Below are 23,204 nucleotides of genomic sequence, written 5' to 3'. Positions count from 1 at the left end.
TACGGGGAAAGGCTGGTACTCTGCACCGGCTAATTGAGTTTTCTTAGGTTAAGTCCCACAGGATTGGTTGGTTTTTCTTACTGCGGAATCAATGACAGGCATGTCGACTATTAATAGCCACTGATGGTCTTGGGTACAAAGCCCGGATAGAGTTCATGGCATTAGAGGTTACTTTGACGAGGTTTGCGATGTCCCGCACGATCCGTTTTCACAAGTTTGGTGGTGCCGAGGTGCTCAAATGCGAAGAGCATGCGGCGGCTCTTCCTGCGCCAGGAGAAGTGCAGGTCCGCGTCGAAGCGATCGGCATCAGTTGGTACGACACCTTGTGGCGCCAGAACCTGGCCTCGTCCCAGGCGCGCCTGCCTTCGGGCCTGGGCCATGAAATGGCCGGCGTGGTAACGGCCGTCGGCGACGGCGTCGATGACTTGGCCGTGGGCGACAAGGTCGCCAGTTTCCCGGCCGAGAGCCCGAACGATTATCCGGTGTACGGTGAAGTCATCGTGCTGCCACGCACCGCACTGACCCGTTATCCCGACGTGCTCAGCCCGATCGAAGCCGCCGTGCATTACACGCCGCTGCTGATCGCCTATTTCGCCTACATGGACCTGGCGCGGGTCAAGCCGGGGCAATTCGCCCTGGTCACCGATGCCAGTCATTGCGCCGGTCCTTCCTTTGTACAACTGGGCAAGGCCCTGGGTGTGCGGGTGATCGCGGCCACCAAGACGGCTGACGAGCGCGAGTACCTGTTGTCGCTGGGCGCCGAGAAGGTCATCGTCACCGAAGAGCAGGACTTGCTGATGCAAATCAACAAGCTCACCGACAACCGTGGCGTCGACGTGGTCTTCGACGGCCTCGGCGGGCCGCAGATGTCGCTGCTGGGTGACGTGCTGGCGCCGCGTGGCAGCCTGGTGCTGTATGGCTTGCAGGGCGGCAACCAGACGCCGTTCCCAGCCTGCGCGGCGTTCCAGAAGAACATTCAGTTCTTTGTACACTGCATCGGCAATTTTACCGGCAAACCGGAACTGGGCATTCTCCAGGACCAGGTGGCCTTGCAACGAGCACTGCGCGATATCAATCAACTGACCGCCGACCGTGTGCTGTTGCCACTCAAGACTCGGGTCTTCCCGTTCTCCGAGTTTGTCGAGGCTCACCGTTACATGGGCGAATGCCCTTGCCGTGAGCGCGTTGCCCTTCAGGTCGTCGACCCGGCCTGAACCCTGTCTTGCGCAAGAGTCATCGCCCGGGCTCTTGCGCTGCCTTCGTCCTGACACCCCATCCTTTCTTACGGCACCTCCTGCCTGGCGGTGCTGCGTTCGCACCTCGCCTTTCGCGCCTTCAATGGCCTGTCCCGGTTCGCTCAAGACTGAAACGGTCTGCCGGCCAACATCTGAACTGGTTTTTGCTCTCAATCTGTATCTTCTAATCATTGTTTAAGTCTTGATAATTGAACGCTGATTTCAATATCAAGGAAGAAATCGTGGTGCGGTATAACTTTTTCGAAGGTCTTCATCCTTCAAGATGCATTCAAGGGGCAATAAACGTTAATGGGTGCGGAGCTATCTATCGACCCTGGGGAAAACAGGGCGGGGTAGAGGGCCAATTAAAGTTCGGCAAGTTCTTTATTTTTCGTACTCATTGTCTGTGGGACGTTGTCGGAATTCTCCTAGGACGTGCCGCTCGGTCGGTTAGGTCCCCTGTTTTCGCGGGTTTCGGCGGAGGTGCGGTGGGGCGCGAGCCTACTCTCAGTATATGTATCAAATAATTACAGCAAGCAATGCTCGAGCGTATTGCTAATACTCTTTGAGTGCTAGAACAACCATCTAGACCAACACGTCGCGCAGTCACGTTGGTGCGGGTGCGACGCCGATAGTTGAATTTCCAGGTAAATGGCTATGAGTGCAATTCATGAGCAGGCAATGACTCACGTGTATCAACAGATACTGCAACGACTGTCAGGTTTTTATTCCCGGGCAGAACGTACCGCGTTGCAGCTTTTGATCCAGCGTTTAATTGTCGCCGCCGGAGGCATCGAGCGGATTGGCGATTATCGCGTGTTGACGGTCCAGAACGGGAGCAGGGAAAGTTTTTATGTGCTAACCGCCTTGCGGGCCGCACAGCTGAGCATCGCGGGGCGGCATCCGGTGACCTTCACCTTGCGTGTCGCCACGCCACGCCTGAGCGAAACCACCCAGGCGACGCTGGAAAACATCCACCGCTGCTACAGCGCGCTGTTTGTCTACGATGATCCCCGGGTCGAATTACTGATGGCCGATAACCGCGAGGTGTTGCCGTTCAATCACCGGCAGCCGCTGTCGATGGCGGGGCACGAAGCCAATCGCACGGACCTGCTGGTTCTGGGGCACCTTCGTGCGGTCGACAGCCCCTTGGAGATTGGGGATGACGGCTACCTGGCGATGGCCGAGTTCTATCGGCACATGGCTCGCTGGGAGTCGGGCGTGGACTCGTTGGTCAGCAGCGATACACCGCGTCAGCAAAAACAATTCATATCGGGCCTGCGCCGCGCGACTCGCAAGATCGGCCTGCTGACCGAGCACGCCTGGGGTTTCGACAACCTCTTTGCCCACCTCGATACCCTGGGCGGTGATGTCTACCGGCATTTCTATGGGCCGGAGCGCCTCGAAGCCTGGAAGCCCGAGGGTCACTTCGAGGCCTGCCGGCGAGTGGGGCACGTCGGCATCGACGACCTGATCGTCGATCGTTCGGAGGGAACCAACTGGCCGCTCTTCAATGAGTTCCTGCGGGTGCAGACCGAGGGCCTTGTCCCATCGGCGCCTGAAAACGAATACCTCAGCCCGCTACTGTCGGCTCATTTGCACGGCCTGCAGGCCTGCTACCTGCACGGACGCAGCTATGAAACCGGCTACGGGGACTACGCGCAGCGGACGATCATGATCATGCACCGCAAGCAACTGCCGGAACACGCCTGCGAACAGGCTCGGGCGCTGTTCGGCTCACCGTCGTCGATTCCCGAGCGTCGCGCCTACGCCGCCCTTGAAGCGCAAAAGATCCTGGGGCTCAACGAAACGCAATTGGTGTGCATGCTGTTCGCGCCCTTCGTGGGGCAGGGCACGGGCCTGGAGCATTTCCTGCGTTGCTGCCACCCCGGCATGCTGGTGGCGATGCCGGACCTGCACAAGGCCATGCAGGGCGCGACCGTCGTCGATCAGGTTGCGCAGTGGATGGTCGATGTCAGCGGCCTGCCCATCGATATCCTTGGCAAGCTGTACCGGGCGAGTGTCTCACTGCCGGAACAACCGGAAATCGCCACGGGCGTCAATCCGCAGCAGGCCACCGATGGTGTTGACGCTGCAGAAGCCGGTTCATCTGCAGACGGGCTGCACGAACGCTCGGCAAGGCATTGAGGAACGAGGTTTGACGGACTCATCTACCTCGTCCCCAGTCCTTGTACCCGGCGCTGCGACTGGGTCGGCTGCGACCCGCTGTCCTGGCCTGAGCCGATGAAAAATTGCCGGGAGACAGACTTCGCCTATCAGGCGGTTTATCGCTACCTGACCACGCTGATCAACGAGCTGGAGGTTGATGCGCGGGTTCGCCTGCCGTCGCTGCGGCAACTGGCCGAGCGTCTGAACGTGTCGATATCGACCATTCAGTACGCGTATTCGTTGCTGGAAAAGGAAGGGCGGGTCTATTCGATCGCCAAGTCCGGTTACTACGCGCTGCCCGTGCCCAGCATGGCCACCCTGGACGGCGGTGACGATTTACTCGAAACCCTGTACGTCAATGCCCGACGACCCGGCATGCAGGTGCTCAGTGCGGACGAACCGGCCTCGATGCAGCCGTTGGACAGCCCGCTGTTGCTGCTCGAGCGCGAACTGCTGCGCCAGTACCCACGCTCCTCGCAGACACCCTCGCAACCCTGGGGCGAGCTGGAGCTTCGCACCGCACTGGCTGCCCGCTACACGTCTTCGCCGGCCCGTTGCTGGAATGCCGATGACGTCTACATTGGCGCCGACCTGCGGGGCGTCCTGGAAATTCTTATCGCGGTGCTGGCACTCAGGGGGGCCACCGTGGTGATCGAATCGCCCTGCGACTGGGCGGTGTTGCGCCTGCTGCAGGCGGCGGAGGTCAACGTCATCGAGCTGCCACTGTTGGCCGGCGGCGAGCTCAATGTCGAGCAACTGGAACAACTGCTGGTGAGCGAAACGGTAAGCCTGGTGGTGCTGTCGTCGGTCTTGAACATGCCGAGGGGGACGTTGGTTCCTGAAGAGAACCGGCGGGCCATCGCGCATCTGCTGGAACGGCACGGGACTTGGGTGCTGGAGAACGATAGCCATACAGAGCTGGCGTTCGAGGCAAGGATGACGCCTTTTCGAGACTTGCTCGATCCGGACCGGCTGATCGTCTATTCGACGTTCGAGAAAACCATCGGTCCAGAGGCGCCGTATGGTTACGTGCTGTCGCGCCAGTTGACCCTGCACCTGCAACGACATTTCCTGTTGCGTGCGTTTCGCTTGTCGCCGATTCGCCAGAAAGCCATTGCCCGGCTGTACAGCAACGGTCGGATTGACCAGCATTTGCTGGTGTTGCGGCGCCTGCTGCGCGAAAGTGCGGTTTCGACCACACAATTGCTGCGCGAACGGCTGGGAGACAGCCTGCAATGGGCAGACCCTCAAGGTGGCGCAACGATCTGGATGCAGCCGACGCGACGGGTCGACTTGCGACGGGTTTTCCATCGGCTGCTTGCCCAGCGAATCGTCATCGCGCCGGGGGAGTTGTTCAGTCTCCAGGGGCTGTACGCACAACATATGCGCCTGACCCATGCCCTGAACGGGCCGCAGGACATGGACGCTGCGCTCTGCGCGCTGGCCGACGCCTTGAGGCTCGAACAAGCGTAATCGGCGACAATGGATCGAACCCATCGCGCCATGGTCGAACTGTCAGTAAACTGCACTCCATTTACCGAGCCACTCCACTCAGAGGTTTTGCATGACAGTCAGTCCATTTGCGGGCAAGCCGGCACCGGCAGAGTTGTTGATCGATATCCCGCGACTGGTGACGGCCTACTACACCGGCCGACCCGATGCCTCGGTTGCGACCCAGCGCGTGGCCTTTGGCACCTCCGGGCACCGTGGCAGCTCCTTCGACCTGGGCTTCAACGAGTGGCACGTGTTGGCCATCAGCCAGGCGATCTGCCTGTATCGCGAAGCCCAGGGCATCAACGGGCCACTGTTCGTCGGTATCGACACCCACGCGCTGTCGACCCCGGCGGGTGCCAGCGCGCTGGAAGTATTCGCGGCCAACGGTGTTACCGTGATGATCGCCGAGGGCGATGAATACACCCCGACACCGGCGATTTCCCACGCCATTCTCTGCTACAACCGTGGCCGCACCTCGGGCTTGGCGGACGGTATCGTCATCACGCCGTCCCACAACCCACCGCAAAGTGGCGGGTACAAGTACAACCCTACCAACGGTGGCCCGGCTGATACCCACATCACCAAATGGATCGAAGCCAAGGCCAACGAACTGCTGGCCAACCAGCTCGCCGGCGTCAAGCGCGTCAGCTACGAGCAAGCCCTGAAGGCCGACACCACCCACCGTCACGACTACGTCAACACCTACGTGGCGGACCTGGTCAATGTCATCGATTTCGATGCCATCCGCGCCGCTGGGCTGCATTTGGGCGTCGATCCGTTGGGTGGCGCAGGCGTGCGCTACTGGCCGGCCATTGCCGAGCATTACCGCCTGGACCTGGAAGTGGTGAACACCCACGTGGATTCCACCTTCCGTTTCATGACCGTCGACTGGGACGGGCAGATCCGCATGGACCCGTCCTCCAGCCATGCGATGCAAGGGTTGATTGGCCTGAAGGAGCGTTTCGACGTGGCCTTTGCCTGCGACCCGGACCATGACCGCCATGGCATCGTGACGCCTTCCGGTGGCCTGTTGGCGCCGAACAACTATCTGGCGGTGTCCATCGACTACCTGTTCCAGAATCGCCCGCAATGGCGCGCCGATGCCGCCGTGGGCAAGACCGTGGTCAGCAGTGGCCTGATCGATCGTGTGGCCAAGCGCCTGGGTCGCCGTCTTTATGAAGTGCCGGTGGGCTTCAAGTGGTTTGCCGACGGCCTGTTCGATGGTTCCCTGGGCTTTGGTGGTGAAGAAAGTGCCGGTGCTTCGTTCCTGCGCAAGGACGGCGGCGTCTGGAGTACCGACAAGGACGGCTTGATCCCGGCGCTGTTGGCAGCTGAAATGACGGCGCGCACCGGTCGCGACCCGAGCCAGGCCTACCGCACGTTGACTGACGAGCTGGGCGAACCGTTCTCGGTACGCGTCGATGCCAAGGCCAGCCCACAACAGAAGGCGCTGTTGAGCAAACTGTCGCCCGATCAAGTGGCCTCCACCGAACTGGCTGGGGAGAAGATCCAGAACATCCTCAGTCATGCGCCGGGCAATGACCAGGCCATTGGCGGCCTGAAGGTCATGACCGAAAACGGCTGGTTTGCGGCACGCCCGTCCGGGACCGAGGATATCTACAAGATCTACGCCGAAAGCTTCATTGGCGACGCGCACCTCAAGCAATTGGTGGCTGAGGCGCAAACATTGGTGGATGGGGCTATCACCAGCAAGTGATGCAAGTGCAAGTGATGTGAACTTGTGGCTAGGGAGCAAGCTCTCTAGCCACAAGCTAGCGTCGCAGGGTTCAGGCCAGGTCGACGAGCACGATTTCGCTGTCTTCAATGGCGGTTACCCGCAATATCCCTTCATCTTCAATCGCAACACCGTCTCGAGCTTGTGCGCGCAAGCCATTGATTTCTATCAATCCTGTGGCTGGCACAAGATAAGCTCGACGTGCGGCGTCCAGTCGATACTCCGCACTTTCACCCGCCTTGAGATTGGCCGCTACCAGACGTGCGTCGGCGCGAATGCGCAGGCTTTGGTCATCGCCGGCCTTGCCGCTGGCCAACGTCACGAAGCCTTCGCGCGAGTCCTTGGGAAACGGCTTGGCGCCCCATGACGGTGCCAGGCCTTCTTCGTTGGGGATGATCCATATCTGGAAGATGCGGGTGGCCGTCGATTCCAGGTTGTATTCGCTATGGGCAATCCCGGTGCCGGCGCTCATGACCTGTACATCACCGGCCTCCGTGCGGCCCTTGTTACCCAGGTTGTCCTGATGGCTGATCGCGCCTTCGCGCACATAGGTGATGATTTCCATGTCCCGGTGCGGGTGTTGGGGAAAACCGCTGCCAGGGGCGATGACATCGTCGTTCCAGACCCGCAAGTTACCCCAGTTCATGCGCTGTGGGTCGTAATACTCGGCGAACGAAAAATGGTGGTGGGCATCCAACCAGCCGTGGTTGGCGGCGCCCAAGGTGGCGAAGGGCCTGAGTTCGAGCATGTTCGTGTCCTTTTCCGCTGAGCAGCGAAAGCGATGGTTGATGGGCTATTTTCGCCAATGAAAACATCGATAAAAAGCGTAAAAAACGCGTCAAAGCTATCGTCTATTTAGATATAAAACCGCGAGCCAACTTTCACTTCATCGCCTAAACCCATGACTTAAAAGCTTTTGGGTGGAACCTGGCGGCAAATACAGACACCATAGCCGTCATGGTTCATGAACACCGGAGTCCCCAGCGTGGCGCAACACACTCCCGATCTTCCCCCCGAGCTTCTATCCCTGGCCCAGATGCCGCTGTTCAAGCGCCTGGCCGCCCGGTTCTTCGGCCATGGCCTGACACGCCTGCGCGCCCAACATCGTGCCTCCTGGTTGCATGGCCAGGCCGACGGTTTCCGCAGCGGTCATACCGCCGGTTTTGACTATGGCTACAAGGAAGGCCGGGCCGAAGGGCTTGAGGAGGGTCGTCAGGTCCTGTTGATCCGTGATTCGCGCAGCACGGAGCATCCGGCGCCGCAGGTCGATGATTTGCTGTTCGATGACTGGCGCCTGCCGCTGACCGCCGAGTTGAAGAAACGCATCAAGGCAGATGTTGCCCGATTGCTACCGGCGCATGCACAACCGAGCGCCGCGCAATGGAAGATGATTTTCAGCGACACGCCCTCGACCTCGGTGGTCGCCGGGGCCGGGGCGGGCAAGTCCACCACCCTGGTGTTGCGCATTGTGCTGTTGTCCCATTACCTGGGTTTCGAACTGGACTCGATGACCGTGGTGACGTTTACCCGGGAGTCGCGCAAGGACTTCATCCAGAAACTGATCGAAGTGTTTGCCCTGTGGGGGCGTACCGTCAGCCTCAAGGAAGCCCGTGACCTGGTGCGGACATTCCATTCGCGCATCTTGCCCATGGTCCGCAGCCTGCCGGGGTTCGAACGGCTCCACGCGTTCGAGACCCTGAGCCATCGCGCCGAAGCGGGTGACGATGATGCCCAGGGCAATCCCTTTGATTTGCGCATCAACGATGCCCAGCGCCAGCAACTCAACGCCTGCTATTACAACCTTTACCAGCGTGACGGGCGTTTCCGTGAGCTGATCCTGCCGTTGTCCCGCCACGCGCTGCAGCTCAAGGAGTTGGAGCGCGATCACCCGGATGTGCAAAAGCGCGTCGCCGTGACCGAGCTGGCAGCCCAGCGCGACGAAGAATTGTGCGATGCCATCGAAGACCTTTGGTTTCGCGCCGGTGCCTGGCCGATCAAGGGTATCGAGCCGAAACGACAAACGTTCGAAATCAATGGTTCGACGTTCCACTGCCATGGCTACGCGCCTTCCCTGGATGCCTGGGTGATACTGGGGTTCGATCCACGGGAAGACGCCCGGCTCAGTCGTCCGGGCGCCAAGTTGAGTATCCGTGCGGAGTGGGCGGTAAAGCGCACCCTGTTTCAAGCTTTCTGTCGTAAGCCACTGATATGGCTGGAAAGTTATGAGGCATCCAAGCGTGTATTAGCGTCAATGGCCGGCGATGCCAGCGCCGGGCCTGGGTTCGACTACAAGGTCAAGGGCGAGCTGGGCTCAGCGCCTTTGCTGGACTGTTTTGTCGCGGCGGCAGGCTTTATCGAGAACCTGGGCCTGGACGTCCCGGATGCCGTGGGTCGGATGTCCTTTGCCCAGGATGACCCCGATCGGTATTTCTTCGAGGCGCTGAGTCGCTACTGGCGGGCATTCGAAGACCATCTGCTCGACCAATCGCCGCCGGTCATGACCTACAACCGCATGTTTGCGCTGTTCAGCGAGCACTCGCCGGAAAATTTCAAGTTGCTGGGGGATGCGTTGCTCAGGCCGCTTTCGCACCTGATGGTCGACGAATTCCAGGACGTGTCACCGCAGATCGTCTCCTGGCTGCGCGCCAGTCTTCGGGAAATACGCAGCCGTGGTCCCGCGATGCACGTGGGGCGCGGCGCCCAGCGCTCTTCATTGTTATGTGTTGGGGACGACTGGCAATCGATCTATGGCTGGCGCGGCAGTTCACCGAGCTATTTCATGGCATTCAACAAGCAATTCCCGTCGCCGACGACGACCCGGGTCATGCTCACTGACAACTACCGCAGCCACCAACACATCATCGATGCGGCCGAGCATATTGTTCGCGCCGCTGCGGCTATCCCAGGTAAAAAGGCCAAGGCCAGTGGCGTGTCTCGCTCGCTGAGCCCGGTCAATGTGTTGGATCGAGACGACGAAGGGCTGGCGCGGCGACTGGATGAGCACTATCGCAAGGGCGATTCGATCTTGATGTTGTATCGAAAAAGCAGCGATAAGCTATTGATAGAAAAGTATATTCAGTCAACAGTTAATGTTGATTCTAGCTTGCCGTACGAGGCACGGCGGCTCAGGCAAATGACTTATCACAGTGCCAAGGGGCTCCAGGCCGATGCGGTGTTCCTGCTGGGCGACTGCCAGCACCTGAGCAGTTCACCCTACAAGAACCAGGTCTATCGAATGGCCGGGCTAAGCCAGGATGGTGATGCCGAACCTTACGACTCGGCGCAAAAGGACGAAATCCTGCGCCTGGCGTATGTGGGTATCACGCGTGCGGTGCAGCACTGTTACTGGTACGTCGATGGCCAGGACGGCCAGGCGGCCAATGGGCCAAAGGCCTCGGATCGTATTGCCGGGGACAAGCCCTTTTTTGCTGATCATCGCCGGAGTGTGGCCAATGGCCGGCAAAAAGCCTGAAACATGATGGCACCTTTGGATAAATGATCTACACCTAAGGCAAGGGATTGCATTGCCAAGGTCGGCATGCGGTTGATCGGTCGATCACCGCGCGAAATCTTCGCCACACTCCCTCGATAACGTTCCCACCCGGCTGCCAGAGCCAGGCCTGACCGTGCCCACTTGGCGGGCGCCAAGGAGGTGCGTCACATCGCTGAGCGTGGACCGTGAGCAGGTCTGGCATCGTGCCACCGCCTGATAACAGAAGGAGGCCCTGCGCATCGCTCAACCCTTCGCTGGGACGGCAGGCGTCTCCCTATAAGGAGATATCGATGAACCATCCCCAAGGAAAGATCGCTGCACTACTGGCCCTGACAGGCGCGTTGTCCATGGCCGGCGCCCAGGCCGGGACGTTCCCTGATTACGGCTTCGCGCCTCCCAAGAGTTCGTATCCCTCCCCATTTTTCCGGCTCAGCCAGGACTACCCCACCGTGGCGCCGGGCCCGTCTTCGATACCGTCGTTTTTCAAGCAGCTGCCCGCCAATTTCAGCAATGATTTTGAAAGCTGGCGCACTTATATGAACGAGGTGAAGAACTACTGCCTGGAGGGCAATACGGAAGTCGGCTGGAACGTGCAGAAAAACAAGGTTCGCCAGTGGTATCACATGCCTTGGCAGCACTATGGCCCCAACGGTCGTGAAGCTATTCACGGGTTGACCAAAGAGGCGCCGATCCAGCCCAAACAGTTGGCGAGTACCCAAACCGGGAATGGCCAGACCTATGCGGTCGGCATCTATAACGATATAGGGGCGTACACCATCGGCCAGGTTTGGAAGGACCCACAGAACCCTGACCCGAGCTACACCTCGCAACCAAAGGGGTTTCCCAATGGCACGGTGGTGTGCAAGGCGTTGTTCGCAGACATCGATATCAATACGGTGCCCTCGCTGGTCAATCCGGTACTTTGGAGTGCCTACACCGCCAAGGACTTCTACTCAACCAAGCGAGCCATCACCAAAGTCGCGTTGATTCAGATGGACATCGCCGTCCGGGACACGCGCGTCAAAGACACCGGCTGGTTGTTCGGCACCTTTCAGTACAACGGTGCGATGACCGGTAAATCGGGTTGGGACAACCTGGTGCCAGTGGGAATCATGTGGGGGAACGATCCGAAGGAGAACGGTAACGCGTTCACCAACCCGACGCCGACTGAAACCAAGATCAACCCGGCGCTGAAACAGACCGCGATCAATGCCAACGCCAAGGAGCTGCCACCGACCCACCTGGGCTGGAACGGCCGCCTCAACGGCCCCGTGGACAACCCCCAGGCCTCCTGCCTGAGTTGCCATATGACCGCTGAATACCAGCAACTGGCGCCGATGAATCCGACCTTCCAAGCCAACCCGCCACCGGTGGGAGGCGAGGAATGGATGAAATGGTTCCAGAACATCCCGGCCGGACAGCCGTTTTCGCCGGGCACCCGGAGCACGGACTACAGCCTGCAATTGTCCGGCGCCCTGGCGAACTTCTATGAATGGAAATGCAACCTCAGCGGAATCTATGCCGACGGCAAGAATGCTTGCGCCAACGTAAAGGCCCTTAACCTGATGAAGGCGAGCAATGCGCCTGAACAAGAGGTGTTCAAAGTACAGCGCAGCCCTGAACTGGAAGACGTCAAGTAGCGTACCCCGGCCTCGGACAAGCGCCGAGGCCGGACCTCCTGTGGGAGCGAGCTTGCTCGGGAAGAGGCCGACACATCCAGCCTCGCGGTGACTGACCCGCCGCCATCGCGAGCAGGCTCGCTCTCACAGGGCAATGCGTTCGCTCGAACCAGGCAGACGCCTAAGCCATCGGCGGCAACCGTCGTTTGACGGGCGTCTTCTTGACGATGGCTGTATTGGTCTCGGCATGGACATTGAGTTTGTCCAGCAAGGTATCCAGCTGTTCCATCGAGCGCACGTGCAGGCGGGCGATGAAGCAGTCGTCGCCGGTCACCTTGTCGCATTCGGTGAATTGCGCGATGGCCTGGATCTGCCGCTCCACTTCCTGCAACTGCCCCGGCAGCGGGCGAATACGCACGATGGCCTGGAGTTGATAGCCGAAGCACTTGGGGTCCACCTCGACGGTGTAGCCCCTGAGCACGCCACGCTCCTCGAGCCGGCGAAGGCGCTCCGCGACACTGGGGGAGGACAAGCCACTGAGGTTTGCCAGGGCCTTGAGGGAGCGTCGGGAATCCTCCATCAGGGCACTGATGAGGATCTGATCAATATCGTCAGTCATATCAACTCCATTAGGCGAATGTGTGAGGTTGCCTTGATAAAAAAGGTCGAATCGCAGTTTAGCCTTTTTCAAGCCATGGAGAAGACCCCGGTCCGCTCGGCATACTGTGCCCACTTGCTGAAGGAGCCTGAAGATGGACAAGACCTTACGCCGCGGTTCGCTGGAAATGACTGCCGCCATGCTGATCTCCGGAACCATTGGTTGGTTCGTGCTGGTTTCCGGCCTGCCGGTGCTGGATGTGGTGTTCTGGCGCTGCGTGTTCGGTGCCGCGACCTTGCTGCTGATCTGCGCCGGTTTCGGCTTTTTGCGCCCCGGCATTCTCACCCGTACCACGTTCCTGCTGGCGGTACTCAGCGGTGTGGCGATCGTCGGCAACTGGGTACTGTTGTTTGCCTCTTATTCCCGCGCCTCGATTGCCATCGGCACGGCGGTGTACAACGTCCAGCCGTTCATGTTGGTGGGGCTGGCGGCGTTGTTCCTGGGGGAAAAAATCACCGCGCAGAAACTGTTCTGGCTGGCGGTGTCGTTTCTCGGAATGCTGGCCATCGTCAGTGCCCATGGTGAGCAAGGGCAGAGCGGCGGCGACTATTTGCTGGGCATTGCCTTGGCGCTGGGGGCTGCGTTGCTGTACGCCATCGCGGCGTTGATCATCAAGCGCCTGACCGGCACGCCGCCTCATCTGATCGCGCTGATCCAGGTCAGCACTGGCGTGTTGCTGCTGGCGCCCTGGGCGAACTTCTCGGCGTTGCCGCAGCAAACCGAAGCCTGGGCCAGCCTGCTGACCCTGGGCATGGTGCACACCGGCGTGATGTACGTGTTGCTGTACGGCGCCATACAACGCTTGCCGACTGCATTGACCGGTGCGCTGTCGTTCATCTACCCGATCGCGGCGATCTTCGTCGACTGGTTCGCCTTTGGCCATCGCCTGGAGCCGCTGCAATGGTTGGGCGTGGCGGCGATCCTGCTGGCGGCTGCCGGCATGCAACAGGGCTGGGGCATCAAGTCGCGGCGCCCAGCCCTGTCGTAGTCCAACGTTCGGGCGTGGATCAGAAGATGTAGTCCGTGGTCAGGAAGTTGGAATCCCGCTCACGGATAATGTCGCTGATCAACGCCTTGTTGCTGTCCTGGAACTTGGTCGCCACCAGCGTGCGAATGGAAAAGGTGCGCAGCGCATCGTGGACCGACAAGGTGCCCTCGGCCGAATTCTTCCGGCCATTGAACGGGAACGTGTCCGGGCCACGTTGGCACTGGGCGTTGATGTTGATGCGTCCGACCTGGTTGGCGAAGGTGTCCACCAGTTTGCCGACTTGTGCCGGGTTGGTGCCGAAAATGCTGAGTTGCTGGCCGAAGTCGGACTCCAGTACGTAATCGATTACGGTATTGAGGTCGCGGTACGGCACGATGGGCACGACCGGACCGAACTGTTCCTCATGGTAGACCCGCATTGCCGTGTTTACCGGGTACAGCACCGCAGGGTAGAAAAACGAGCTGCGCGATTCGCCGCCATGGGCATTCTTCACTTCTGCACCCTTGGCGAGTGCATCGGCGACCAGCGAATGCAAGTAATCGACCTTGCTCGCTTCGGGCAACGGCGTCAGCGCCACACCGTCTTCCCAGGGCATGCCGGGTTTCAGGGTGGCGAGCCTGGCATTGAACTTCTCGATGAACGCCGGCGCCACATCCTCATGGACAAACAGGATTTTCAGCGCCGTGCAGCGCTGGCCGTTGAATGACAGCGAGCCGGTCAGCGCCTCGTTGACCGCGTTGTCCAGGTCGACGTCCGGCAGCACCAGCCCGGGGTTCTTCGCATCCAGCCCCAGGGCGGCACGCAAGCGGTGTGGCCGCGGGTGGAGCTTCTTCAGGTCACTGGCCGCTTTGTTGGTGCCGATAAAGGCGAAGATGTCGATCTTGCCGCTGGCCATCAGCGCGCTGACAGTTTCGCGGCCGCTGCCGTAGATCACGTTGATCACGCCTGCCGGGAAGCTGTCGCGGAAGGCTTCGAGCAACGGCCGCACCAGCAGGACGCCGAGCTTGGCCGGCTTGAACACCACGGTGTTGCCCATGATCAAGGCCGGGATCAGCGTGGTGAAGGTTTCGTTCAGCGGGTAGTTGTAGGGGCCCATGCACAAGGCCACGCCCAGGGGCACGCGGCGGATCTGCCCGAGGGTGTCCTGTTCCAGCTCGAAGCGGCTGGAGCGGCGGTCCAGTTCCTTGAGGGCGTTGATGGTGTCGACGATGTAGTCGCAGGTGCGGTCGAACTCCTTCTGGGAATCCTTGAGGTTCTTGCCGATTTCCCACATCAGCAACTTGACCACGGCCTCGCGTTGCTCGCGCATGCGTGCCAGGAAGGTTTCCACATGGCGGATGCGCTCGGCGACGCGCATCGTGGGCCACTGGCCCTGGCCGCGATCGTAAGCCCGCACGGCAGCGTCCAGGGCGGTGAGTGCGGTCTCGGCATCCAGCAGCGGCGTGCTGCCGAGAATCACTTGTTCATCGCCCAGCTCACCCGCCAGGTAAACGGGGCTGCGGACGACGGCCAGTGGCCCTTGCCAGGTTTCCAGGACGCCGTCGACCAGGTATTCGCGCTCTTGAATCTCAAGCGAAGATCAAAAGATCGCAGCCTCGCTTCGCTCGACAGCTCCTACAGGTCAATCGGCGATTGGATATCGATAACTCACCAGCGCATCCGCACCCCCATGCTGGTAATGATCCCGTTTAGGTCGTTGTCGTCGACGTCACTGCTGTAATCGGCGCTGACATACAGGCTTACTGCCGGTGTAACCCGGGCCACCAGGCCCAGGCCGACTTCGACGGTGGAGGATTTTCGGCTGCTGCTGATCTTGTCGACCTTATCCAGGGACAACGTATCGGCGTTCTGGACGGTGTGCCACAGGTTGGTTCGCACATAGGGCTCCATGCCGAGACTGTTGACTCGGTAATTGCCTTTGAGTCGTGCCCCGACGCGGCCGCTCCAGCTGCTCAGTTCATTGCCGGTGCCGCTCTCGGCATTCGGTGTATCGAGGGTGATGCGTTGGTTGATCAGCTGGGCCTGGGGTTCGACGACCCAGTGGGTCCCGATGCCAATCGCAAAGCCGCCTTCGACCGACAGCGTCACCGCATTGCCTTCGGTGGCCTGGCGCTGGCCTTGTTCGGTGCGGCTGTAGCCATTGACCCGGCCGCCGCTGGCGCTCAGGTCCACGTGCCAGCCAGCTGGGCCGGTCAGGCTCCAATAGGCGCCGAGGCTCGAGCCTTTCAGGTTCAGGGCATCTTTGCCCGGTTCGGCCATCGCAGGCGTCACCAGCAGGCCGCTGCCCGTAGAAATAATCTGGTTTTGTCCACTGATCAGGCCCATGCGCTGGGTATGGCCGCTGTCGTTTCGCAATGTGAACAGGGCAGGGCTCTTGCCGGAAACGGGGTCGCTGCCGATGGCTGCGGTATTACGGTTGCTGGACTGCGCTGCGCCATACCAGGGCTGCGCTGCCTCCTCGGCAGGCCAGGCCTGTACCTCCATGGATGAGAGCAGTAGCAACGAAGTGGAGAGGGTGTGGAAGGTAGCGCTGGAGATCTCTTGTGGCCGGAGGGACGTTTTCATGGGGGCCTGCCTTGCAATCGCATGCGTTTCTCGCTTTTTGGCGTCTCTCCTACCCCGAATGAGGGGCGACCGAATGGATTGAGGCAAGCCTCTGGCGGCCCGTCTTGGCGGGTTCCAGAGGCCTGCCCCTGACTGTATTTCCGGGGGTAGTACGGTGTAGTCAAGAAGACCGATGGCAGTGCGTCAAGAAAATGAACGATGAATGGCAAGATGAAATCAGTGTCAATAAAACACTGATTTCAATTGGTTATTTAGACGCATATTTAGGCGTCAAATCATCGTCGCGGAACCTGTCTACCAGCTGAACCGCACGCCAAGATTACCCGCCACACTGCGTTGCTGATGGCTGTCGAGATTGCTGCTGTAGTCCGCTGCGGCGTACATGCTGACTGCGGGCGCCAGGCTCACGATGACACCCACGCCCAGGTCGCCGGTGGACGCGCGCTGTTGGGTCTCGACCCGTTCAGTGTCGTCGAACGTCACCGTATCGGTGCCGGAAAACGTGTGCCAGAGGTTGGCGCGCAGGTACGGTTCCACGGGCATGCCGCTGACCTGGTAGCGGCCCTTCAGGCGGGCGCCGAGACGGCCGGTCCAGGCACCGTCGGAGTCGAACTCGACCCTGGAGACCCCGTCGTCTTGCGTGTCCAGGGAGACCTTCTGGTGGATGATCTGCACCTGGGGTTCCAGGACCCAGTCGGTGGCCACGGCGAAGGGGTAACCGGCTTCCGCCGACAGGGTCAGGGCGTGCCCGCGATTGTCGATTTTCAGCCCACGCTCGGAGCGGTTGTCGCCGTCCAGTCGCGTGCCCATCACTACGGCGTCGACGTAGCCACCAGTGGGATCGGTGAGCGTCCAGTAGAGTCCGTAGCTGTCGCCGTCGAGTTCTATCTTGCCGGCGCGTCGGCCTTTGAAACCCAGGTTGAAGCCATCGACGTTGCCGTTCAATTCGGTATGGTCGACGAAGAAACCGATGCGCTGGGTCTGCCCATTGGCCAGCGGCGAGCTGTACAGGTCATTGCCCACCTGGAAACCCTTGATCGATCCATCGAACCGCGGCGTCACCGTGCCGGCCCAGGTTTGATCCAGGTCCTTGCCATAGACCCGGCCCCAGCCCGCGCCGAGCGCGCCGTTTTCGGTGAGCAGGCGCTGGTCGCCCTGGCGGTCATGGAACGTGCCCAGGGCCATCAGGGTCAGTTGTGCCGCTGCCGGGGGCAATACCGACCAGGTCGGCACTTCCGGGCGATACAACGGGATAGGCGCCGCGCCGGGCACCGCCGTTGGCAAGGGCGGCAGCGTTGGCACGGGGGCTGGAACCGGTCCGGCGACCACGGTGGAGCGCAGGTACCAGTTGTCTTTATTGCCGGTTACGCCGCCCTTGAACAAGCGATAATCAAATGCCCCGGCGGAGACCGATTGTGCCAGCGAAAAGGCGCCGCTATCACTGACCGCGCCCCCTTGGGCCTGGACCACTTCGATGCCATCCTGAGCCGTCTGTGCGCCCGTGCCGCCCAGGTTCGTGACCAAGATGGCGGTGTTGCCGGTAAGCGTCCCGCCATTGACCACCAGCTTGTCGCTGGGGGAGTCGTCGGCGCCGAGTACCGTTTGCAGGTGCAACTGGCCGTTGTTACCGACGTAGTTGCCCTGGACAGTGAGGGTGTCGTTGGTGCGGGTGTTGCCCTGGGTAAGGTCTATCGTGCCGGCGTTGTTGAGTGTCGCCAACTGACCGGCAGTAAAAGGGGCGATGACGCCTTGGGTCGCCGTCAACGTGCTGCCGCTTTCGATGTTGAGCGTCCCGGTGCCGGTGGCGCTGTCACCCAAGGTCAGCGTGTCGTCAAGGTCCAGTTGCGAGCCTCGAGTGAGGTTGATTGCTTCCCAATTGAGGTAACGGGCACCAGTGCTGGAGGTGCTGCCTGCAAAGGTCAGGACGTCCTGGCCCAACCCTCCGTTCAGGCTGGGCGTGGTGGCGAGCAGGCTTTCATCGAGGTTGCTCAACAGCGCCGTGTCGTTGCCGTCGCCCATCAAAATGGCCGAATGAATGAGGCCGCCGCTCCACTGCAACTGGTCATCGCCGGCACTGGCCCGGACCTCGCCGATGATTTCGCCACCGCTGACGGTAATGCTGTCATTGCCGCCGCTGACGCTGACATTGCCGCCGATGCGGCCTGCGGAGAGGATGATGGTGTCCTGGCCGAAACCGGTCACCAGGTTGCCGATGATATTTCCACCGGACATATCGAAAACGTTGTCATCGAGTTTCATGTCGACCCGGCCGATAGTGCCCCCGGTCATCTTCGCAACGTCGCCGTCTTCGAACGCGTCGACGATGGTGCCGCCGGTCATCAGGAACGTATCGAGACCGTCACCTTGTGCCAGGGACAGGATCCTGCCGCCATTCATGATGAAGTCGTCCGCGCCGGAGCCTTGCTGGACATCACCGTCAATCACGCCGTTGGCATTGATCACGATGCGGTCGACGCCGGTACCGAATGTGACGTCGCCGCTAATGACGCCACTGCCGTTGGCGGGCATTGTCAGGCTGTTGTTACCCGAAAGGTCCGTCAGCCCGGGGCTGGTGCTGCTGTCGCAGACATAAGCGTCATCGCCTGCGGTTGGCGTCAGCGTGCAAGCGGCCATGGCGGCCGGGACGGGTAACAGGAAGGGGGCTGATATCCACACAGCGTTGAACAGCCGATTGAATCCTTTATCGTGCCGAATCATGTGCTATCCCTCTGCATCGGCATCCCCGTGGACACCGGTTTCAGCATCGGTTGCACAACAGATGGCACACAGGGCCTGGCAACGCTCGCTGTATGGGATGGCACCCTAGCAATGAAAAACCAGCGTCGCTACTGTCAGAACTTACAGGTCCGCGCGTAGAACGCGCTGCAGAGGCCTACCCTACAAATGCACTTCCACCGAAAGCGGCAGGTGATCGCTCAGGTGCGTCCAGGGTTTGTTGCCCAGGATTTGCGGGGCGTGGCTGCTGGCGTTGCGCAGGTAAATGCGGTCCAGGCGTAACAGCGGGAAGCGGGCCGGATAGGTCCTGGCGGGGCGACCGTGGTGGTGCTCGAAGGCTTCATGCAGATAGCCACGGCGGGCGAGGGCGAGGTTGCCACGCAGCTGCCAGTCGTTGAAGTCGCCGGCGATGATCACCGGCTCGTCCTCGGGCAGTGAATCGAGCAGCTGGCAGAGCAGTTTGAGCTGTAATTGGCGATGGCTTTCCAGAAGACTCAAGTGCACGCAGATCCCGTGGACAGCGGCGTGCCCGGGCACATCCAGTACACAGTGCAACAACCCGCGCCGCTCCGGGCCGGTGATGGACACGTCGAGATTGCGGAACTGGCGGATCGGGTATTTGGAGAGCAGGGCGTTGCCATGGTGGCCATCGGGGTAGACCGCATTGCGGCCATAGGCGAAGTCGCTCCACATGCTGTCGGCGAGGAATTCGTACTGGGATGTCCGAGGCCAGTTGTCGTAGCGTGATGCGTGTCGGTCATGTTCGCCCAGCACCTCTTGCAGGAACACCAGGTCGGCACCGGTACTGCGCACCGCTTCGCGCAATTCAGGCAGGATGAAGCGACGGTTGAGGGCGGTGAAACCCTTGTGGGTATTGACCGTCAGGATCCGCAACCGATGAACCGCCGCAGGCAGCTCCGATGGCCTTGGTTCGACGGCCCGCCAATCGGGATCTTGAGTCACGTTCCCTCCTGAATCAGACGCACCTGTTCATGCGACTGACCCAAGGCGTCGGCAGTTCCGGATTTTTCATGTCCTTGTCGATCGCTATCGCGAGCAAGCTCGCTCCCACATTGGATTTGCGGGGTATGCAACAACTCCTGTGGGAGCGAGCTTGCTCGCGAAAGCGGTGTATCTGAACCAGCGCCATCACAGGCACGTGTTCAGATGAAGACAATCTCATACGGCATACCCATCCGATCCAGGATCACCCGGGGTACCAGCGGGGCGATGCCGCTCGCCGGTTCGCCGTTGAGTTGGCTGACGTACGCGTACATGGCGTGACGCTTGCGGGCGGTAGTCCAGACATCCAGGCGCAGTTTGCGGGCCCGGTGCCAGGGGATCTTGTTTTGCTCGCGGACCGGCCAGTGCCAGGCCCACACCGGCAGTTCGTTGAATGTCACCCCGATCCTGTCGGCGGCCAAGGCCCCGGCGCGCCCGACGGTCTCGTGGTCGCTGTCGCCATCCTGGCGCCATGTGCTGAACACCACGTCACCGGGGCGCAGGTGACGTGCAATAAATTCGGTGAGCTCGGCCTCGTGTTCGGCCAGGGCCTTTTCCGGGAAGCCGCCGCGCACCCATTGCAGGCCATGGGCTGCTATGCCCAGGCGATGCAGGGCGTCCACGCTTTCCTGCGGGTGAGGGCGGTGTGTACGCAGGCGCTCATCGGTCCACAACGGTGAACCGGGATGGATCAGGGCTCCATCGGAGACCGAGATCAGCAACATGGGTTGATCCAGGTTGTTCAGCAACTGCAGCAATCCGCCACAGGCGCCGATCTCATCGCCCGGATGCGGGGAGAGGACGACCGCGCGGGCGCCGGCGGGAATGAGCGTCTGGGTACTGATAATCGGGATATCGGCCAGTTGCGCAGCACTGTTCCAGATTTGCGGATGCTGCCGGCCGGGCAAGCGAGAGGCGGGTTTCATGAGAGACATCCTTGTGTGTATTCAATCTTTCAGCCATCTACCGGGCCTACTGTCCGATGACGCCCGCGTGGGTATGGCTGCGATTCACAGCGCTCCGAATCCTGGAGACTACCGCATGTGAAGTATTGACCATGGCGGCCGATTCGTCTTGCGAGATGTGTGTCTGAACTGCATTTTTTTCTTCAAACTGGGCTGTATGCATCGAAAAACCGCGTCCTTGCGGTTTCTCTGGCTGTTTACAACCGGTACTTCATTCCTCTTCTTCGCGTTGCAGCTCAAACAGCAGCAGCGAGCGCCCGGTGACGGAGTATTCGGAATCGAAATCGAAGCGCTCTTGTCCACGAACGGTCGGCTGGTTGGTGTCGACCATGCAGGTCCAGAAACTGCCCTCTGGGACTTCCGGCAAGCGGAAGTTGACGATGTCATGGTGGGCGTTGACCACCAGCAGCAGCGTCGCATCGCCGGCTTTGCGTCGAATGCCGGTCTCCTGGGCGCGGCCGTCCATCAGCATGCCGAGGCAGCGACCATGGCTGTCCTGCCATTGCTCAATGGTCATTTCGCTGCCGTCCGGGGCCAGCCAGGTCACGTCCTTGACGCCGATGTCCTCGTTGTAGTTACCCACCAGGAACCGTCCGCGTCGCAGGATCGGATAGGTCAGGCGCAACTTGATCAGGCGCTTGACGAACTTGAGCAGCGTCGCGCCATCCTCGCTCAGGTTCCAATTGACCCAGCCGATCTCGCTGTCCTGGCAATAGGCGTTGTTATTGCCGTGCTGGGTACGGGCAAATTCGTCGCCGGCGACGATCATCGGCGTGCCTTGGGCCAGCAGCAGGGTGGCGAAGAAGTTGCGCATCTGCCGATGACGCAGCGCGTTGATCTCTGGATCGTCCGTCGGCCCTTCGACGCCATGGTTCCAGGACAGGTTGTTATTGCTGCCGTCCTGGTTATTCTCGTCGTTGGCCTCGTTGTGCTTGTCGTTGTAAGACACAAGGTCATGCAAGGTGAAACCGTCATGGGCGGTGACGAAGTTTACCGAGGCGTACGGACGCCGGCCACGCTGGTTGAACATCTCGCCCGAGGCCGTCATTCGACTGGCGAAATCGGCAAGCTGGCCGTCGTCGCCCTTCCAGAAGGCCCGCACCGTGTCGCGGAACTTGTCGTTCCACTCGACCCAGCCCGGCGGGAAGCGTCCCACCTGGTAGCCCCCGGGGCCGCAGTCCCAAGGCTCGGCGATCATTTTCACCTGGCGCAGCACCGGGTCCTGGCGGCAGGCCACGAGGAAGCTGTGGCGCTCGTCGAAGCCGTCATGGTAACGGCCCAGAATGGTCGCCAGGTCGAAGCGGAAGCCATCGACGTGCATCTCCGTGGCCCAATAGCGCAGGGAGTCGGTGACCATCTGCAGAACGCAAGGATGGCTCAGGTCCAGGGTATTACCGGTGCCGGAATCGTTGATGTAGTAGCGTTTGTCGTCGGGCATCAGCCGGTAGTACGAGGCGTTATCGATGCCGCGCATGGACAGGGTGGGGCCCTGTTCGTTGCCTTCGGCGGTGTGGTTGTAGACCACGTCGAGGATGACTTCCAGGTTGGCCTCGTGCAGGTGGGCAACCATTTCCTTGAACTCGGCGATCTTGCCGCTGGCCAGGTAGCGTGGGTCCGGGGCAAAGAAGGCGATGCTGTTGTAACCCCAGTAGTTGGTCATGCCTTTGTGCAGCAGGTGCTGGTCATTGACGAAGGCATGGATGGGCAGCAGTTCCACCGAAGAGACACCCAGCTTGCGGATATGCTCCAGCACATCATCGACCATCAGCCCGGCGAACGTACCGCGCAGGTTCTCGGGCACCGAAGGGTGACGCATGGTGAGGCCGCGCACGTGGGTCTCATACAGGATGGTCTTGTCCCAGGGGACGCTGACGCGATGGTCGTGGCCCCAGGTGTGTGCAGGGTCGATGACTTTGCACTTGGGGACGAACGGGGCGCTGTCGCGCTCATCGAAACTGAGGTCGCCATCGGGATGGCCGATGGTGTAGCCGAAGAGAGCTTCGGACCACTTCAATTGGCCGACCAGTTGCTTGGCATACGGGTCGATCAGCAGCTTGTTCGGGTTGAAACGGTGGCCGTTCGCCGGGTCGTATGGGCCGTAGACCCGGTAGCCATAGATCATGCCCGGGTGGGCATCCGGCAGATAACCGTGGTAAATCTCGTCGGTGTACTCCGGCAGCTCGATGCGTTCGAGTTCGACTTCGCCGGCATCGTCGAAAATGCACAGTTCGACCTTGGTGGCATTGGCTGAAAACAGCGCGAAATTGACCCCGAGGCCATCCCAGGTTGCACCCAGTGGAAAAGGCAGCCCTTCACGAATCCGCGAAGCCTCGATCACGGGCGGCGGCGTGTTTTTTTTTGGACGGGTCATAGTTGCTCCTGCAAAAGACAGACAGATTCAGCGATACGGTTCACTTGGGGTGGGTGGCTCCACCCTTCACTTGTGGCGAGGGGATTTAGCGAAACGTCGCACCGCCCCGCTATGTGGGACAAAGTTGCTTCTCTAGGGGAGCAAGGCTTGCCCGCGATGAAGCGATGCGCGCCT

General features: G+C 60.7%; 14 protein-coding genes and 1 pseudogene. 7 read left to right on the top strand and 8 right to left on the bottom strand.

What is annotated here, in order from left to right; all coding sequences use genetic code 11:
* Positions 1 to 188 precede the first annotated feature (188 nt).
* The 4 genes from AB4Z20_RS12705 (at position 189) to pgm (ending at position 6,615) form a co-directional block, all read left to right on the top strand.
* Entirely contained in the window at positions 189 to 1,214 is a 1,026-nt protein-coding gene (locus AB4Z20_RS12705; protein ID WP_003202189.1) for a zinc-dependent alcohol dehydrogenase family protein, read from the top strand.
* 678 nt (positions 1,215 to 1,892) lie between these two features.
* Entirely contained in the window at positions 1,893 to 3,383 is a 1,491-nt protein-coding gene (locus AB4Z20_RS12700) for a hypothetical protein (RefSeq protein WP_253475092.1), read from the top strand.
* Positions 3,384 to 3,479: 96 nt separating this feature from the next.
* A complete protein-coding gene (locus AB4Z20_RS12695; protein ID WP_442090022.1) occupies positions 3,480 to 4,877 on the top strand; it encodes an aminotransferase class I/II-fold pyridoxal phosphate-dependent enzyme in 1,398 nt (465 codons plus the stop codon).
* A gap of 91 nt (positions 4,878 to 4,968) precedes the next feature.
* Positions 4,969 to 6,615 carry a phosphoglucomutase (alpha-D-glucose-1,6-bisphosphate-dependent) gene (pgm, locus tag AB4Z20_RS12690; protein WP_442090021.1) on the top strand — a complete coding sequence of 549 codons (1,647 nt, stop codon included), beginning with the start codon at positions 4,969 to 4,971 and terminating at the stop codon, positions 6,613 to 6,615.
* 70 nt (positions 6,616 to 6,685) lie between these two features.
* On the opposite strand, the gene AB4Z20_RS12685 is transcribed toward pgm, so the two are convergent.
* Entirely contained in the window at positions 6,686 to 7,381 is a 696-nt protein-coding gene (locus tag AB4Z20_RS12685) for a pirin family protein (protein WP_053180015.1), read from the bottom strand.
* Positions 7,382 to 7,618: 237 nt separating this feature from the next.
* Between AB4Z20_RS12685 and AB4Z20_RS12680 the strand changes: the two genes are divergently transcribed.
* Positions 7,619 to 10,105, top strand: a complete 2,487-nt coding sequence (locus AB4Z20_RS12680) for a UvrD-helicase domain-containing protein (protein WP_442090020.1) — start codon at positions 7,619 to 7,621, stop codon at positions 10,103 to 10,105.
* Between the two features lie 311 nt (positions 10,106 to 10,416).
* Positions 10,417 to 11,766: a hypothetical protein gene (locus AB4Z20_RS12675; protein ID WP_442090019.1), complete on the top strand. Its 1,350-nt coding sequence runs from the start codon at positions 10,417 to 10,419 to the stop codon at positions 11,764 to 11,766.
* Positions 11,767 to 11,926: 160 nt separating this feature from the next.
* Here AB4Z20_RS12675 and AB4Z20_RS12670 read toward each other — a convergent pair whose 3' ends face one another.
* A complete protein-coding gene (locus tag AB4Z20_RS12670; RefSeq protein ID WP_018601377.1) occupies positions 11,927 to 12,364 on the bottom strand; it encodes an Lrp/AsnC family transcriptional regulator in 438 nt (145 codons plus the stop codon).
* Between the two features lie 133 nt (positions 12,365 to 12,497).
* On the opposite strand from AB4Z20_RS12670, the gene AB4Z20_RS12665 reads away from it, so the two are divergent.
* Positions 12,498 to 13,391 carry a DMT family transporter gene (locus tag AB4Z20_RS12665; RefSeq protein WP_253475077.1) on the top strand — a complete coding sequence of 298 codons (894 nt, stop codon included), beginning with the start codon at positions 12,498 to 12,500 and terminating at the stop codon, positions 13,389 to 13,391.
* 19 nt (positions 13,392 to 13,410) lie between these two features.
* On the opposite strand, the pseudogene AB4Z20_RS12660 reads toward AB4Z20_RS12665, so the two are convergent.
* The 6 genes and pseudogenes from AB4Z20_RS12660 to glgX all read right to left on the bottom strand — a co-directional run.
* A pseudogene (locus AB4Z20_RS12660) lies at positions 13,411 to 14,958 on the bottom strand (NADP-dependent glyceraldehyde-3-phosphate dehydrogenase); the annotation flags it as partial.
* An 80-nt stretch (positions 14,959 to 15,038) separates the two neighbouring features.
* On the bottom strand, positions 15,039 to 15,956 hold the full coding sequence (locus AB4Z20_RS12655) for an autotransporter domain-containing protein (protein WP_253475071.1): 918 nt from the start codon (positions 15,954 to 15,956) through the stop codon (positions 15,039 to 15,041).
* 294 nt (positions 15,957 to 16,250) lie between these two features.
* On the bottom strand, positions 16,251 to 18,674 hold the full coding sequence (locus tag AB4Z20_RS12650) for an autotransporter family protein (RefSeq protein WP_442090018.1): 2,424 nt from the start codon (positions 18,672 to 18,674) through the stop codon (positions 16,251 to 16,253).
* Between the two features lie 180 nt (positions 18,675 to 18,854).
* Positions 18,855 to 19,655, bottom strand: coding sequence for an endonuclease/exonuclease/phosphatase family protein (locus AB4Z20_RS12645; protein ID WP_253475065.1), 801 nt, complete (start codon positions 19,653 to 19,655; stop codon positions 18,855 to 18,857).
* Positions 19,656 to 19,855: 200 nt separating this feature from the next.
* A complete protein-coding gene (locus AB4Z20_RS12640; protein WP_258688136.1) occupies positions 19,856 to 20,620 on the bottom strand; it encodes a PIG-L deacetylase family protein in 765 nt (254 codons plus the stop codon).
* 250 nt (positions 20,621 to 20,870) lie between these two features.
* The gene (gene glgX / locus AB4Z20_RS12635; protein WP_253475059.1) at positions 20,871 to 23,030 is read right to left on the bottom strand and encodes a glycogen debranching protein GlgX; all 2,160 of its coding nucleotides are present in this window, start codon (positions 23,028 to 23,030) and stop codon (positions 20,871 to 20,873) included.
* Positions 23,031 to 23,204 lie beyond the last annotated feature (174 nt).

The organism is Pseudomonas sp. KB_12 (genome assembly GCF_052114545.1).
Taxonomy (GTDB): Bacteria; Pseudomonadota; Gammaproteobacteria; order Pseudomonadales; family Pseudomonadaceae; genus Aquipseudomonas; species Aquipseudomonas brassicacearum.
The sequence above is the reverse complement of the archived record's forward strand: the minus strand, read 5'-3'. Positions and strand labels throughout refer to the sequence as shown.

Excerpts from the sequence above, each read along its gene's own strand:
- AB4Z20_RS12665 (WP_253475077.1), top strand. The coding sequence starts at position 12,498 with ATGGACAAGACCTTACGCCGCGGTTCGCTGGAAATGACTGCCGCCATG.
- AB4Z20_RS12670 (WP_018601377.1), bottom strand. The coding sequence starts at position 12,364 with ATGACTGACGATATTGATCAGATCCTCATCAGTGCCCTGATGGAGGAT.
- glgX (WP_253475059.1), bottom strand. The coding sequence starts at position 23,030 with ATGACCCGTCCAAAAAAAAACACGCCGCCGCCCGTGATCGAGGCTTCG.
- AB4Z20_RS12700 (WP_253475092.1), top strand. The coding sequence starts at position 1,893 with ATGAGTGCAATTCATGAGCAGGCAATGACTCACGTGTATCAACAGATA.
- AB4Z20_RS12640 (WP_258688136.1), bottom strand. The coding sequence starts at position 20,620 with ATGAAACCCGCCTCTCGCTTGCCCGGCCGGCAGCATCCGCAAATCTGG.
- AB4Z20_RS12685 (WP_053180015.1), bottom strand. The coding sequence starts at position 7,381 with ATGCTCGAACTCAGGCCCTTCGCCACCTTGGGCGCCGCCAACCACGGC.
- AB4Z20_RS12695 (WP_442090022.1), top strand. The coding sequence starts at position 3,480 with ATGAAAAATTGCCGGGAGACAGACTTCGCCTATCAGGCGGTTTATCGC.
- AB4Z20_RS12675 (WP_442090019.1), top strand. The coding sequence starts at position 10,417 with ATGAACCATCCCCAAGGAAAGATCGCTGCACTACTGGCCCTGACAGGC.
- AB4Z20_RS12650 (WP_442090018.1), bottom strand. The coding sequence starts at position 18,674 with ATGATTCGGCACGATAAAGGATTCAATCGGCTGTTCAACGCTGTGTGG.
- pgm (WP_442090021.1), top strand. The coding sequence starts at position 4,969 with ATGACAGTCAGTCCATTTGCGGGCAAGCCGGCACCGGCAGAGTTGTTG.
- AB4Z20_RS12705 (WP_003202189.1), top strand. The coding sequence starts at position 189 with ATGTCCCGCACGATCCGTTTTCACAAGTTTGGTGGTGCCGAGGTGCTC.
- AB4Z20_RS12655 (WP_253475071.1), bottom strand. The coding sequence starts at position 15,956 with ATGAAAACGTCCCTCCGGCCACAAGAGATCTCCAGCGCTACCTTCCAC.